The sequence below is a fragment of the Streptomyces sp. NPDC046862 genome, from assembly GCF_040704615.1.
Lineage (GTDB): Bacteria > Actinomycetota > Actinomycetes > Streptomycetales > Streptomycetaceae > Streptomyces.
Genome location: NZ_JBEYXP010000001.1, coordinates 282,366 through 296,406, shown reverse-complemented (window position 1 = coordinate 296,406; position 14,041 = coordinate 282,366). Strand labels below are relative to the sequence as shown.

General features: G+C 69.0%; 12 protein-coding genes. 7 read left to right on the top strand and 5 right to left on the bottom strand.

From position 1 onward, the window contains the following. Positions 1-4 precede the first annotated feature (4 nt). Positions 5-1,651, bottom strand: a complete 1,647-nt coding sequence (locus AB0959_RS01335; RefSeq protein ID WP_366824142.1) for an ABC transporter substrate-binding protein — start codon at positions 1,649-1,651, stop codon at positions 5-7. A gap of 851 nt (positions 1,652-2,502) precedes the next feature. Between AB0959_RS01335 and AB0959_RS01330 the strand changes: the two genes are divergently transcribed. The 5 genes from AB0959_RS01330 (at position 2,503) to AB0959_RS01310 (ending at position 8,705) form a co-directional block, all read left to right on the top strand. Then, positions 2,503-3,531 (top strand): ABC transporter permease, encoded by a 1,029-nt coding sequence (locus AB0959_RS01330; protein WP_366824141.1) that lies wholly within the window; start codon positions 2,503-2,505, stop codon positions 3,529-3,531. Between the two features lie 111 nt (positions 3,532-3,642). Beyond that, on the top strand, positions 3,643-5,433 hold the full coding sequence (locus tag AB0959_RS01325) for an ABC transporter substrate-binding protein (protein WP_366824140.1): 1,791 nt from the start codon (positions 3,643-3,645) through the stop codon (positions 5,431-5,433). Between the two features lie 157 nt (positions 5,434-5,590). After that, positions 5,591-6,574, top strand: a complete 984-nt coding sequence (locus tag AB0959_RS01320) for an ABC transporter permease subunit (protein ID WP_366824139.1) — start codon at positions 5,591-5,593, stop codon at positions 6,572-6,574. Between the two features lie 8 nt (positions 6,575-6,582). Beyond that, positions 6,583-7,647: an ABC transporter ATP-binding protein gene (locus AB0959_RS01315; RefSeq protein ID WP_366824138.1), complete on the top strand. Its 1,065-nt coding sequence runs from the start codon at positions 6,583-6,585 to the stop codon at positions 7,645-7,647. 26 nt (positions 7,648-7,673) lie between these two features. Continuing rightward, positions 7,674-8,705, top strand: coding sequence for a dipeptide ABC transporter ATP-binding protein (locus AB0959_RS01310; protein WP_366824137.1), 1,032 nt, complete (start codon positions 7,674-7,676; stop codon positions 8,703-8,705). Between the two features lie 16 nt (positions 8,706-8,721). On the opposite strand, the gene AB0959_RS01305 is transcribed toward AB0959_RS01310, so the two are convergent. Beyond that, positions 8,722-9,183: an ankyrin repeat domain-containing protein gene (locus AB0959_RS01305; protein WP_366824136.1), complete on the bottom strand. Its 462-nt coding sequence runs from the start codon at positions 9,181-9,183 to the stop codon at positions 8,722-8,724. Positions 9,184-9,436: 253 nt separating this feature from the next. Further along, the gene (locus tag AB0959_RS01300) at positions 9,437-10,162 is read right to left on the bottom strand and encodes a dienelactone hydrolase family protein (RefSeq protein ID WP_366824135.1); all 726 of its coding nucleotides are present in this window, start codon (positions 10,160-10,162) and stop codon (positions 9,437-9,439) included. Positions 10,163-10,826: 664 nt separating this feature from the next. Here AB0959_RS01300 and AB0959_RS01295 point away from each other — a divergent pair. Next, entirely contained in the window at positions 10,827-11,846 is a 1,020-nt protein-coding gene (locus AB0959_RS01295) for a hypothetical protein (RefSeq protein WP_366824134.1), read from the top strand. Between the two features lie 35 nt (positions 11,847-11,881). On the opposite strand, the gene AB0959_RS01290 is transcribed toward AB0959_RS01295, so the two are convergent. Both AB0959_RS01290 and AB0959_RS01285 read right to left on the bottom strand, forming a co-directional pair. Then, positions 11,882-12,385, bottom strand: a complete 504-nt coding sequence (locus AB0959_RS01290; RefSeq protein WP_366824133.1) for a pyridoxamine 5'-phosphate oxidase family protein — start codon at positions 12,383-12,385, stop codon at positions 11,882-11,884. Positions 12,386-12,524: 139 nt separating this feature from the next. Beyond that, positions 12,525-12,902 (bottom strand): VOC family protein, encoded by a 378-nt coding sequence (locus AB0959_RS01285; protein ID WP_366824266.1) that lies wholly within the window; start codon positions 12,900-12,902, stop codon positions 12,525-12,527. Between the two features lie 76 nt (positions 12,903-12,978). Here AB0959_RS01285 and AB0959_RS01280 point away from each other — a divergent pair, with 76 nt between their 5' ends. Continuing rightward, a complete protein-coding gene (locus AB0959_RS01280; protein ID WP_366824132.1) occupies positions 12,979-14,016 on the top strand; it encodes an amidohydrolase family protein in 1,038 nt (345 codons plus the stop codon). Positions 14,017-14,041 lie beyond the last annotated feature (25 nt).

Genomic DNA, 14,041 nt, shown 5'->3' with positions numbered 1-14,041 from the left:
TCGGTCAGCCCACCTTGATCTGGTCGTACACCGGGACGCTGAACGGGTTCAGCGCGACATTCGTCAGCCGCTGTGAGTAGCCCGCGCTGCCGTTCTGGTACCAGAGCGGGATGGCGGCCATCTGGTCCCGGAGGACCTCCTCCGCCTGCCGGAACTTCGCGACCGCCCGGGCGGCGTCGGACTCGGCGTTGGCCTCGTCGACGAGCTTGTCGAACTGAGGGCTGGACCACTTTCCGTCGTTGGAGGAGGCGTCGGTGTAGTACAGCGGCTGGAGGAAGTTCTGGATCAGCGGGTAGTCCATCTGCCAGCCGGCGCGGAAGGGCCCGGTCATCTTCCGGTCGGTGATGCGGTTGCGGTAGTCGGCGAAGGTGCCGATCGGGTTGCCGACGCAGGCGTTGTCCTTGCCGAGGGCGTGGTTGATGGAGTTGCAGACGGCGTCGACCCACTCCCGGTGGGAGCCGGTGTCCGCGTTGTAGGTGATCTTGACCTGGCCGCCGGGGAGCCCGCCGCCCTCCTTGATCAGCTTCTTGGCGGCCGCGGCGTCGTACACGCAGGCCTCCCCGCAGGGGCCCGCCCGGTAGCCGCCCTCCTTGCCGAGGACGGGTGAGGTCCAGTCGATGGCGGGGGTGCGGGTGTTCTGGAAGATGGTCTGGGTGATCTGGACGCGGTTGATCGCCCGGGAGAGTCCCTGGCGGACCTTCTCCATGCCGGTCTTGCCCCAGCTCTTGTCGTAGTAGGGGAAGGCGAGCGTCTGGATGATGCCGGCGGGGGCGTTGATGTAGCGGTCGCCGAGGTCGCTGCGGACGTTCTTCAGCTGGGAGGCGGGTACGTCGTCGACGAGGTCGAGGTTGCCCGCCATCAGATCCGTGTAGGCGGTGTTGCTGTCGGTGTAGACCTTCAGGTCGACGCCGCCGTTCACGGCCTTGTCCTCGCCCGGGTAGGCGTCCCAGGTGCGCAGGGAGAGCTGGGAGCCCTTGGCGTAGGACTCGATCAGGTAGGGGCCGTTGCCGACGGGCTTCTTCAGCCAGGCCTCGTGCGCGTCGAAGAACGCCCGGGGCAGCGGGGCGTAGGCGTTGTAGCCGAGGGTGTCGGGGAAGCTGGAGAACTTCTGCTTCAGCTTGACGGTGAACGTCCGCTCGCCCGTCACCTTCAGTCCGGAGAGGGTGTCCGCGGTCTGCTTGCCCTTGGCCGGGTGGGTCTTGTCGTAGCCCTCGATGTACTCGAAGAAGTACGCGTTGCGCTGGTTGTTCTTCAGGCTCGCGCCGTAGTTCCAGGCGTCCACGAAGGAGCGTGCGGTGACCTTCTCGCCGTTGCTGAAGGTCCAGCCGTCCTTGACGGTGATCGTGTAGTTCGTCGAGTCGGTGGTCTCGATCTTCTCGGCGAGCATGTCCTCGGCCGCGCCGGTCTTCGGGTCGTACTGCTTCAGACCGCGGAAGATCATGGACAGGACCTTGCCGCCCTGCACCTCGTTGGTGTTGGCCGGCTCCAGCGGGTTCGGCGGGTCGCCCCAGGAGGAGCTGAGCACCGCGCCGGTGTCGCCACCGCCCTCGCCGCCGCCACCGCCGCCGCCACCGCAGGCCGTCGCCGCGAGGGCGACGGCCATCGCGCAGACGACCGGGCGGACCGGTCGGGTGTGTCTGGCTCCGCGCATGGGGTGCCTCCTCGTGAGTGCTGTTACCGGTCAATATCAGCTCATCACGCACATGACGCACATTCACCCCGCCCGTCCGGGGGTGGCGGCCATCCGGATGTACGCATTCCGAGAGGACGGCACCCGCATATCGGACCCCGTGGCCGGTGCGCCCGCCGTCCCCCGCTTTGGTCATGACAGTCCAAAGCCGGACCATGCGGCCCACCACACCTGGGTCAAACGGCAAAAGACCAGATCAAAGCCGTCAACGATTCATTGACGCTGGACGGAGGGGGGTTGAAAGTCGCGATTGGCACGTCGGTTCACGTCGTGTCGAACGGCAGGGAGTCACCGCTGTGTCTCACGGTTCGGGCAGCTCGCCGCACCGGCGACACGGGGGCGCTCCGCTTCGTCGACACGGGGTTGGGCCTGTGCTGACGGCAAGAGGTTCGCCTTGCGCCGACGGCAGAGGGTGCGCCTCACGCTGACGGCATACGGGTTCGCCTCGCGCCAACGGCACAGGGTTCGCCTCGTGCTGACGGCACAGGGGTTCGCCCCGCGCCGACGGCACAGGGTTCGCCCCGTGCTGACGGCACAGGGGTTCGCCCCGCGCCGACGGCATGCGGGCACGCCACGCGCCTGACGGCCGAGGGTGCGCCTCACGCTGACGGCACAGGGGTTCGCCCCGCGCCGACGGCACAGGGCTCGCCCAACGCCAACGGCACACGGGCACGCCACGCGCCAACGGCACACAGGCTCGCTCAACGCCAACGGCACAGGGTTCGCCCCGTGCTGACGGCACGTCGGTCCTCGCCATGTCCACGGCAGTGAACCCGCGCCACCCCCCTCGCCCCATCCAGGCCAGGAGCACCATGACCTCCCCCATGCCATCGGCCGCCCCCCTCCAGGTGGCGGCGGACCCGGGTGCCGCACCCCCGGCGCCCACCGCGCCGACCCAGGGCGGTGCCGGCCGTTCCCCCGGGCGGCTCGCCTGGCTGCGCTTCCGGCGCGACCGGACGGGTGTGCTCTCGGCCTGGGTGGTGCTGTTCTTCTTCGTGGCCGGACTCGCGGCCCCGCTGATCGCGAAGCTGTACGGCAAGGACCCGTACACCACCTACGGGCAGAACCAGTCGGGTCTGCTGAACGACTTCGGGTTCCCCATCAAGCCGAACGGCGGCATCAGCGGCGACTTCTGGTTCGGCATCGAACCCCAGCTCGGCCGCGACGTGTTCACCCTGCTGCTCTACGGCATCCGCAACTCGCTGCTGATCGCCTCGGTGACGACCCTGCTGGTCACCCTGTTCGGGGTGGTCGTCGGCATCACGGCCGGCTATCTCGGCGGCCGGGTCGACAACCTGGTCGGCCGGATCATCGACATCCTGCTGGCGTTTCCCTCCACGCTGTTCTTCATCGCCTTCTGGCCGGTGATGATCTCGATCTTCGTCTCGCCGGAGGACAACACCCCGACCTGGCTGATCGTCCTCAGCCTGATCTCGGTGATGACCGCGTTCGGCTGGGCGCCCATGGCCCGTCTGCTGCGCGGTGAGGTACTCGCCCTGCGGGAGCGGGAGTTCATCGAGGCGGCCAAGGTCACCGGCGCCTCACCGGCCCGGGTCATCTTCAAGGAACTGCTGCCCAACCTGTGGACGCCGATCCTCATCCAGGGGACCCTCGCGCTTCCCATGTACGTCACCACGGAGGCGGCCCTCGCCTTCCTCGGCGTCGGGCTCCAGGACCCCACGCCCGACTGGGGCGTGATGATCCAGCGCGGTTCGCAGGTCTACCAGAACGACATCACGTACATGCTCTTCCCCGGTCTGACGATGGTGATCTTCGTGATCGCCTTCAACCTCCTCGGCGACTCCGTGCGCGACGCGCTCGATCCGAAGATCCGGCGCTGACGGCGCTGACGGCGCCCCGAGGGGCCGACCCCTCCCTCCGGCCCGGGCGACGGGGCCCCGCCGGACCACCCGCAGCCTCCCCCTATCTCCCTGATTCAGGCAGGACACCTCATGTCTCTCTCCCGCAGAAACTTCGTCATCGCCACCTCGGTCGCGGCCGGCGGCTCCATGGTCCTCACCGCGTGCAGCAGCGGCGGCGGAGGCGGTGGCACCACGGGCAAAGGCAGCGGCTCCACCGGCTCCACCAAGTACTCGGCGGTCACCATCGGCACGAAGGACGACTCGACCGGGCCCGCGCCCGAGGTCACGGGAGCGAAGAAGGGCGGCACGATCCACGCGCTGGGTCCGGACGACTTCTCCCACCTCGACCCGCAACGCATCTACTTCGCCTGGAACTCCACGGTCGGCAACCTCTACATCCGCTGCCTCACCGGCTACAAGATCGCCCCCGGCGGCTCCATGAAGCTCGTCGGCGACCTCGCCACCGACACCGGCACCATGTCCGACGGCGGCAAGACGTGGACCTTCACGCTGAAGGACGGGCTGAAGTGGGAGGACGGCAGTGAACTGACCGTCGACGACGTACGCCACGGCATCGAGCGCGGCTTCGCGAGCTTCACCACGGAGGGCGCCACCTACGTCCAGACCTGGCTGACCGGCTCGACCGACTTCCGGTCGCTCTACAAGGGCCCGTACAGCGGCAAGCACCTGGACTCGATCGTCACGGACTCCGCGAAGAAGACCATCACCTTCCATCTGAAGACGCCCCGCGGCGACCTCAACTGGGCGCTGGCGATGCACTCCTACGGCGCCGTGCCCGTCAAGCACGACACCAAGGAGAAGTACGACAAGGACCCGGTCTCCGCCGGCCCGTACCGGATCAAGCAGCACTCCATCGACAAGTCCATGACGCTGGTGCGCAACACGCACTGGGACCCGAAGACGGACGCGATCCGCAACGCCTACCCGGACTCCTTCGTGTTCGAGTTCGGTCCGGAGGCCCTCCAGGCCACCGACCGGCTGATCGCGGACTCCGGGAACGACCAGTACGCGGTCATGGCCTACAGCGGCGTACCGGCCGAACGCATCCAGAAGGTGATCAGCACCGCCGACCTCAAGTCCCGCACCGTCAACGGCCTGCTCACCGGCCTGTACTACTACGCCATCAACTGCAAGCGCATCACTGACGTGAGGGTACGCCAGGCCCTCAACTACGCCTGGCCGCTGGAGCAGATCCGCTCGATCTACGGCGGCCCGTCAGCGGGCGACTACGCGACCACCATCCTCAGCCCGGACATCGCGGGCCGCGTGAAGTTCGACATCTACGGCAAGCTGACCAAGCCGCAGGGTGACACGGCGAAGGCCAAGGCGCTGCTGAAGCAGGCCGGCAAGCTCGGCCAGAAGATCGTCTACACCTATCCGCAGGGATCCAACGACGCGTACGACAAGACCAAGGTCGTCATCGCCAACGCCCTGAAGGCGGCGGGCTTCGATCCGGTCGTCAAGCCGGTGGACTCCACCAGCTACTACGACCAGGTCCAGCAGATAGACAACCAGTTCGACGTGATGTGGTTCGGCTGGTCCCCGGACTGGCCCGCCGCGTACACCCTCATCCAGCCGCTCTTCGACGGCACGACGATCGCCAACGGCGCCAACAACGTCTCGCAGCTCAACGTGAAGTGGGTCAACGCGGCGATCAAGAAGGACGCGGGCATCACGGACACGGTCAAGTCCGAGGCGGCCTGGGCGGCGCTGGACAAGGAGATCATGCAGAAGGAGGCGCCGATCATTCCGGAGACGTATCAGCGGCGCTTCTACCTGTACGGGACGAAGGTCGGCGGGGCCGAGTTCGATCCGCTGTTCTCCGCGTTCATTCTCTACAAGCTGTACGCCAAGGCTTGATCGGCGACTCGTCTGCGGGGTTCTGCCGACTGCCGACCGCTGGTTCGTCGTGGCTCGTCGCGCCCCGCGGCGCAGCCGCAGATCGGCACAGCCCCGCGCCTCTGAAAACACGGGGCGCACCCCCTCGAACCGGGACTCTCCAGGGACACCTATCGCCATGGTCCGCTTCATCGCCCGTAGGACGCTCAGTGCGGTGTTGATCCTGCTGATCATCAGCGCCATCACCTTCGTCCTCTTCTACGTCGCCCCGCGCGACCCCGCCCGCGCCGCCTGCGGCAAGGTGTGCACGCCGCAGACGCTGGCGCTGGTGCGGCACAACCTCGGGATCGACGACCCGCTCCCCGTCCAGTACTGGCACTGGCTCGTTGGTGTGTTCGCGGGCCGGGACTACCAGGGGCTCGGGCACTGCTCGGCCCCGTGCCTCGGCTACTCGTTCACCAACCACGAGCCGGTGCTCGGCCTGATCACCGACCGGTTCCCGACCACGCTGTCGCTGTCGATCGGCAGCGCGGTCGTGTTCGTCGCCTTCGGCGTGGGCACCGGCATGCTCGCGGCGGTCAAGCAGGGCAAGGCACTGGACAAGATCGCGTCGTCGGCGTCGCTGATCGGCTCGTCGCTGCAGATCTACATCGTGGGCGTGGTCGCGATGTACTACCTCTCCGACGAGTGGCACATCCTGCCCCGCCCCCAGGACAGCTCGGGCTTCACCCAGGACCCGGCCGCCTGGTTCAAGGGCCTGCTGCTGCCGTGGCTGGTCCTGGCGCTGATCTTCACGGCCAACTACACGCGCATGACCCGCTCGCAGCTGGTCGAGACCCTGAACGAGGACTACGTGCGCACGGCCCGGGCCAAGGGCATGTCCCGCCGCACCGTCTTCTTCCGGTTCGCCTGGCGCGGCGCCATGGGCCCCATCGTCACGATCCTCGGCCTCGACCTGGGGTATCTGCTCGGCGGCGCGATCATCACCGAGGAGACGTTCGGGCTGCACGGCATCGGGGCGCTCTCCATCAAGGCCGTACGGGACAACGACCTGCCGCTGCTCCTCGGGGTCGTCCTCGTCGCGGCCGCGGCGATCGTCGTGGCGAACATCGTGGTGGACGCGGTGTACGCGCTCATCGATCCGCGGATCCGGCTGGCGTAGGGGGAGTCATGAGTGCGCAGACGCAGACGGGGAGTACGCATGCACAGGCGGGCGGGGCCTTCCTCTCCGTGCGGGACCTGAAGGTCCACTTCGACACCGAGGACGGGGTCGTCAGGGCGGTCGACGGGCTCTCCTTCGAGCTGGGGCGCGGCCGGACCCTCGGCATCGTGGGCGAGTCCGGCTCCGGCAAGTCCGTCACCAACCTGGCGATCCTGGGCCTCCACGACCGCCACCGCACCGCGATCGACGGTGAGATCCTGCTGGACGGCAAGGAGCTGCTGACGGCGACCGAACGGGAGCTGGAGCGGCTGCGCGGCAACAAGATGTCCATGATCTTCCAGGACGCGCTGGCCTCCCTGTCGCCGTACCACACGGTGGGCGCACAGATCGGCGAGACGTACCGCAAGCACACCGGGGCCTCCCGGCGCGAGGCACGGGAGCGGGCGGTGGAGATGCTGCGCAGGGTCGGCATCCCGCAGCCGGACGTACGGGTGGACGACTACCCGCACCAGTTCTCCGGCGGTATGCGGCAGCGCGCCATGATCGCCATGTCGCTGGTCTGCGACCCCGAGCTGCTGATCGCCGACGAGCCCACGACGGCCCTGGACGTCACGGTGCAGGCGCAGATCATGGACCTGCTCAGGGACCTCCAGCAGGAGTTCGGCACCGCGATCATCTTCATCACCCACGACCTCGGGGTGATCTCCCAGATCGCCGACGACGTCCTGGTGATGTACGGCGGCCGGTGTGTGGAGCAGGGCGGCCGGGCCGAGGTGCTGGGGGCGCCCCAGCACCCGTACACGCTGGGCCTGCTGGGCTCGATGCCGAGCCTGGAAGGCCCGGTGGACGTCCCGCTGTCGCCCATCCCGGGCACCCCGCCCTCGCTGCTCACCCCGCCGCAGGGCTGCCGCTTCCACCCGCGGTGCGCGTTCGCGGAGAAGGTCGGGGGCGGGCTGTGCGCCACGCGGCGGCCCCTGCTGGAGCCGGCCGAGGGACACGCCACGGCCTGCCACCTGACCACCGACCAGCGCGGCGAGTACTTCGCGGACTACGCGGCGGCCCGGGTCAACTGACGTAGCGCAGGAAGGAACCCCACTCGATGACCAGTACCGCCCCGCTCCTGGACGTCAGCGGTCTGACCAAGCACTTCCCGATCCGCGGCGGCTTCCCGGTCAAGCGGACCGTCGGCGCCGTGCGGGCCGTCGACGGCCTGGACCTCCAGGTCGCCGAGGGCGAGAGCCTGGGTCTGGTGGGCGAGTCGGGCTGCGGCAAGTCGACCACGGGCCGCCTGATCACCAGGCTCCTGGAACCGACGGCCGGAAAGATCACATACCAGGGCCGGGACATCACGCACGCCTCGCGGAGGGAACTCACCGCCGTCCGCCCCGAGATCCAGATGATCTTCCAGGACCCGTATTCGTCGCTCAATCCCCGGCACACCGTCGGCACGATCATCAAATCCCCGATGGAGATCCACGGCATCAACCCGGCCGGCGGCCGGGAGAGGAAGGTCCGCGAACTCCTCGAGACCGTCGGCCTCAATCCCGAGCACTACAACCGCTTCCCGCACGAGTTCTCCGGCGGCCAGCGACAACGCATCGGCGTGGCGAGGGCGTTGACCCTCTCCCCCAAGCTGATCGTGGCGGACGAACCGGTCTCGGCGCTGGACGTCTCGATCCAGGCCCAGGTCGTGAACCTCCTCCAGACCCTCCAGAAGGACCTGGGCATCGCCTTCGTCTTCATCGCCCACGACCTCGCGGTGGTCCGCCACTTCTCCCAGCGGGTTGCGGTGATGTACCTCGGCAGGATCGTGGAGATCGCGACCCGCGAGGACCTGTACGAGAACCCGCGCCATCCCTACACCCGGGCCCTGCTCTCGGCGGTCCCCGAGGTCAGCGAGCACGCCCCGCCCCGCGAACGCATCCTCCTGACCGGTGACGTCCCCTCCCCGATCGACCCGCCCTCCGGCTGCCGCTTCCGCACCCGCTGCTGGAAGGCGACCGAGCAGTGCGCCACCGAGACCCCGCCGCTGCTCAGGATCGAGGGCAACGGCACGGGCCACCTGACGGCCTGCCACCACCCGGAGACGGTGCCGGTCGCCCAGGCCGCCCAGGGTCTGTTGCGAAAGTGAGTAGAGATCCTGCTGGCTACGGAGCTGGGTAGGCTTTCGTTGCTGGGTGGGCTTTCGTTGCTGGGTGCGCTCCTGCTGCCCTGAGGACTTCGGCAGTGTCGGGGTGGGGGCCCTTGCCCGCCCAGTCCAGTGGGGACCAGCCGGCGCCGTGGTCTTCGCGGAGGTTGGGATCGGCACCATGCGCCAACAGTTCCCGGACCGTTGCGGTGTGTCCCCAGCAAGCAGCTGCGCACAGCGGTGTGCCTTCTGAGCCGGGGCCGCTGCTTTCCGCGTCGGGGGAAGCCCCGGCTTCCATGAGTAAGCCGACCACTTCGGCCTCTCCCTGTACCGATGCCAGGTAGAGAGGAGTGGTGCCGTCGGTGTTCCTCCACTCCGGACTTGCTCCACTGCGCAGCAGGGACTTCGCGCTTCTGGCGTCACCTGACAGGATTGCCTCGAAGAGACGGTGGGAGAGCTTCTTCTGCAGCCGCTGTTTCATAGCCGGTGAGGCTAGCGATCATGGGTTCGCCAGAGCCACTCATATCCATTCGTTGATCATGGCGACCAGCACAGTGGCCCCGTAGCGGACGGCGAGCTTGTCGTAGCTGGTGGTCAGGCAGTGCGGAGGGGCATGGTGGCCGAACCGATCGGCCGAAGTGGATCACTGGCAAGCCGCAGCCCGCCCCGCCCGTGTGGCAGTGCGGCCCAGGCGGCACGGTGGGCAGCGGGCGCCCGAGCTTGGACTGACCAGATCACTCCGTTACGGGCAGGCACTCGGCGAGCAGGTCGACGACATCGTGCCAGGCTCGCTGCGCCTGCCGTGGGTGGTAGCCGACGCCGGGGACCACCGGATGGTCGACCGGCGGATGGTGGAAGGCATGCAGGGCACCGCCGTAGACCACGAGGCGCCAGTCGACGCCCACGGCCTGCATCTCGGCGGTGAACGCGTCCCGTTGCGTGGGCGGCATGATCGGATCTTCCGACCCGACCCCTGCCCACACCGGGCAGCGGATGCGCGCCGCCTCGCCCGGTCGGCCCGTGGTCAGCGCGTTGACTGTCCCGATCGCGCGCAGGTTGACGCCGTCGCGCCCGAGTTCCAGCCCGATGGCGCCCCCGGTGCCGTAGCCGACGGCGGCGATCCGGTCGGGGTCACTCCGCGGTTCGGCGCGCAACACGTCGAGCGCCGCGTGGCCGATGCCCCGCATCCGGTCGGGGTCGGCGAGCAGCGGCATGCAACGGGCCAGCATCTCCTCGGGGTCGCCCAGATAGCGCCCGCCGTGAAGGTCGAAGGCCAGCGCTACGTATCCCAGCTCGGCGAGCGCATCGGCCCGGCGGCGTTCGACGTCGCTGAGCCCCATGCCCTCTGGTCCGAGCAGCACCGCGGGCCGGCGGTCGACCCCGGCCGGGAGCGCGAGGTGCCCGATCATCGTCAGACCGTCGGCCGGGTACTGGACCGTGCGCGTGGTAGTCGTCGTCATGAGACTGGACGGTAGTGATCGTCGAGCCCGGTCGGGCCGGGGTTCTGCCGCTGGCAGAGCAGCGCGGGTGCCCTTCTGGAATGCGGCGGTGGCTCACGAGATCCGTCGCAGACCCGGTTCCCACGGCAGCACTATCAGATCACCTGCCCTGGCCACGGTGCCGGAGACTGACCCCGCCGCAGGTTTCTGGCGTGTCACCCAACGGCCTACCCCGCCGACGCCAACACCTGCCCCAGCACCACGCACGACACAGGTTCCGGAGTCAACCCCGAAAGATCTGCGGCGCCGACCACTGAGGTGCGGATTGTCGCGCGCAAGATCCACTGAGGGGAGCCGACATGGCCGAGGCTGCGGCGCGCAGTTCCGGGTCCACGGCTACGCCACGGGACATCGGGAGTGCCGAGAGCAAGCAGCGCGGCCCGGACGTCGGCGGTGCGGAGCGAAGTGAACTGCCCTCACGTGACCGAAATTGTGCCTCTCGATATGTCATGTGATGCATTGACACCACAACACCATCACGGTTGCATGCTCTCTGGTCCTCCGGTGGGGAACCGGAGGCGCAACCGAGTTCTGACGGGGGAACATGAGCGCGAACCGGAATACCACGAAACGTTTACGGACCGCCGCCCTGAGCGCGGCGGTCGCGCTCTGCTCAGTAACGGCGGTGCTGCCCACAGCCGCCTCGGCCGCGGCGGGCGCTGCGGACACCGGCGGAGCCGGCGTCGAGAGGATCAGCGTCGCGACCGACGGTGCCCAGGCCGACGACAACTCCACCGGCGCCTCGATCACGCCCGACGGCCGCTACATCGTCTACGCGTCGTCGGCGACGAACCTCGCGCCCGGCGCAACGGAGACAAACCCCAGGGTGTACCTCCGCGACCAGCGGGCGGGGCAGACCACGGGGATGGGACGCTTTTCCCCGGATGGCCAGCCCCCGGCGATCAGCAGTAACGGGGTGCTCATCGCCTATTCGGCCCCGCAGATCGGGAGGGTATGGAAGGTCCGGGTACCCAACAACGCTCAGCTTCCCGCCGACTGCGTCCCCACCTGCAACCAGCCCTCATGGAGCACGGACGGCCGCTACCTCGCCTTCGCCACCAACCAACGGCCGAATCAAACGCCCGGTCAGAGAATCGAGATCGAGGACCAGGCGAGCTTGAGCATCGAGACCATTGCCCACCTCGACAACAGCTCCCCCTCCCGGCCGTCCATCAGCGGCGACGGCCGCTACGTCGCCTACCAGGACGGACAGGCGCAGGACGTCCTCCTCTGGGACCGGAACGACAGCAGCACCTCCGACCCGATCGAGGGCCCGGGCGTACCGGCGAGCATCGTCCAGCTCAGCGACAACGGCCGCAAGATCGTCTACCTCTCGGGCACCGACACCTACGTCCATGACATCCCCAACGCCACCACCCAACAGGTATCCAACGTACGCGGCATAGCCATCGACCCCACCGGCCGCTACCTGCTCTACGCCCCCAACGACGCCGGCGGACCCGCGCTCACCCTGCGCGACCTGCAGACAGGTACCGACGAGGCCGTCTCCGACCAACCCGCCTCGGCCGGAACCGACTCCGTCAGCTCCGACGGACGCGACGTAGTCTTCCAATCCACGGCCGACGACATCGTGCCCGGCGACACCAACGGCAAGTCCGACATCTTCATCCGCCGCTTCTACTGACCGCCCCGGCCGGCCACCGCACCCGAGGGCCGACGTCAACGAGTGCCTGCGACCCGTTCGAGGCCGCCCTGGACCAGCCACGTCCCGTCTCGCATCAGGGTCCGTCCGGCCATCTCGGGAACCGTTCCCCATGCCTGCAGCACCTGCGGGGTGACCTGGAAGAAAACGTACGAGGGGTGGTCCTCGCGAGGGTCCCAGCCGTCCTTGGCGGCGAAGGCGTCGCCAACCTCGGCCGGAAGCTCCTCGCGGGTCAGCATGCGCGCGGTGCCGTGGATCAGGACCACGTCCCGGCTATGGCCGAAGCTGAGCCGGACCCGGCCCGAGGAGCACAGGTTGCGCCCAGTCGGGTTGGTGTCGCGGGTGGACAGCCACACCGCCTCGCCGTCCCACCAGAAGGCCAGCGGAACGAGGCATGGCTCGCCGGTGGCGTCGGCCGTGGCGACCCATACGTCGTTGTCCCGCGCGAGCCGTTCAAGTGCCTCGCGCTTGCGCTGCTCCGAGCTACGGGGGCCGCTGGGATGCGAGTCAACTGCCGTCATGTGTCGAGGCTATGGCGTGCGGCGCCCTGCCACATCCGGCGGCGGACCTACGTCGCACGACGGAGGGCCGCCCTCGCACTGGGCGCGCTCAAACAGCCCGACGCAGCAGCAGTGCCAGGCAGGACTTTCGATGCACGCCCTAGTCCAACTCGCCCCGCTCCACGCAGAACTCGTTGCCCTCGGGGTCGGCCAGCACGACCCAGCCGCGTCCGTCGGGCCGCGTGCGGTCCGCGACCAGGGTGGCCCCGAGTCCGATCGCCCGCTCGACCTCCTCGGCACGGGTGCGCCCCTGGGGCCGCAGGTCGAGGTGCACCCGGCTCTCGGCCGGCTTGCCCTCGTCCACCCGCACGAACAGCATCCCCGGGCCACCCGCAGGGTCCCCGATCAGTGCCTCGGGGTCACCGGGCTTGTCGTCGTCGGCGAGCGGCCGCCCGAGCAACTCGCTCCAGAACAGGCCGAGATCGTAGGGGTCTCCGGTGCAGTGGAACGTGATGTGGCGGATCACGGGGTTCAACAGATGCCTCCAAAGGGCTTGTTGGGGTCGCGGCGAGCATTCCCCGGTGTCCGTCCCCAGTCGAGCGATTAAATGAACCGTGCCCCTTCACCTGCGCGGAACCGTCCTGCCCGAGGGAGTAGTACGCGACGTCTGGGCCCTCGGCGACCGCCTCACCTTCGACCGCCCCTCCGGCCCGGCGGACACCGTCGCCGACGGCGGCTTCCTGCTGCCGGGGCTCGTCGACGTCCACACGCATCCGGGCGCGGCCGAGGGAGAGACGGTCTTCGACCCCGCGGTCTTCGCCGAGCAGATCGCGGCGCACCGGGACGCCGGAACGACGGCGCTGCGCTTCCCCGGGCTGCTGGGCGACGTACCGGCCGAGGTGCGCGACGCACCGGACGCACCCCGGATGATCACGGCGGGCCGCTGGCTCGCGTGGGCGGGCCTGTCGAAGAACGCCGGCTTCCACACCGTCACGGCCGACCTGGTGACCGCCGCCGTGGCCGAGGCGAAGGCGAACGACGGCTGGTGCAAGCTCATGGCCGACTGGGACTTCGAGGCGCCCCCGGTTCCCCATGAGCTGCTGAGGACCGTCGTGGAGGCCGTGCACGCCGCCGGAGGGCGGGTCGCCGCCCACTGCCAGTCCGCCGAGGGGGTGCTCGGTGCCGCCCGGGCCGGGATCGACTCCATCGAGCACGGCATGGGAATGCCCGAGGAGTGCGTCGGGCTGATGGCCGCGCACGGGACGGCGTACGTCCCCACGCTCACCGCGTTCGCCCGCAGCGCGCCGCAGATCAAGTCCACCGCGCGGGGCCGCCTATGGCAGGAGGGGCACCGGACGATGATCCGGCGTGTCCGGGAGGCCCACGACGCCGGTGTCACGGTGCTCGCCGGCACGGACTCCGCGCCCTTCGGGAACGTCGCCACCGAGGTGGAGCACCTCATCGCCGCAGGGCTGCCCGCCGAGTCCGCCGTCGGTGCCGCGAGCTGGACCGCCCGCGCCTTCCTCGGTCTCCCGGCCCTCACCGAAGGAGCTCTCGCCGACATCACGGTCTACGACGCGGATCCCCGCAGGGAACCGGCGGTCCTGCGCCACCCACGGCGGATCGTGCTGCGTGGCCGGGTGATCCGCTGACCCGCCCTCACCGAAGCGGTCGCAC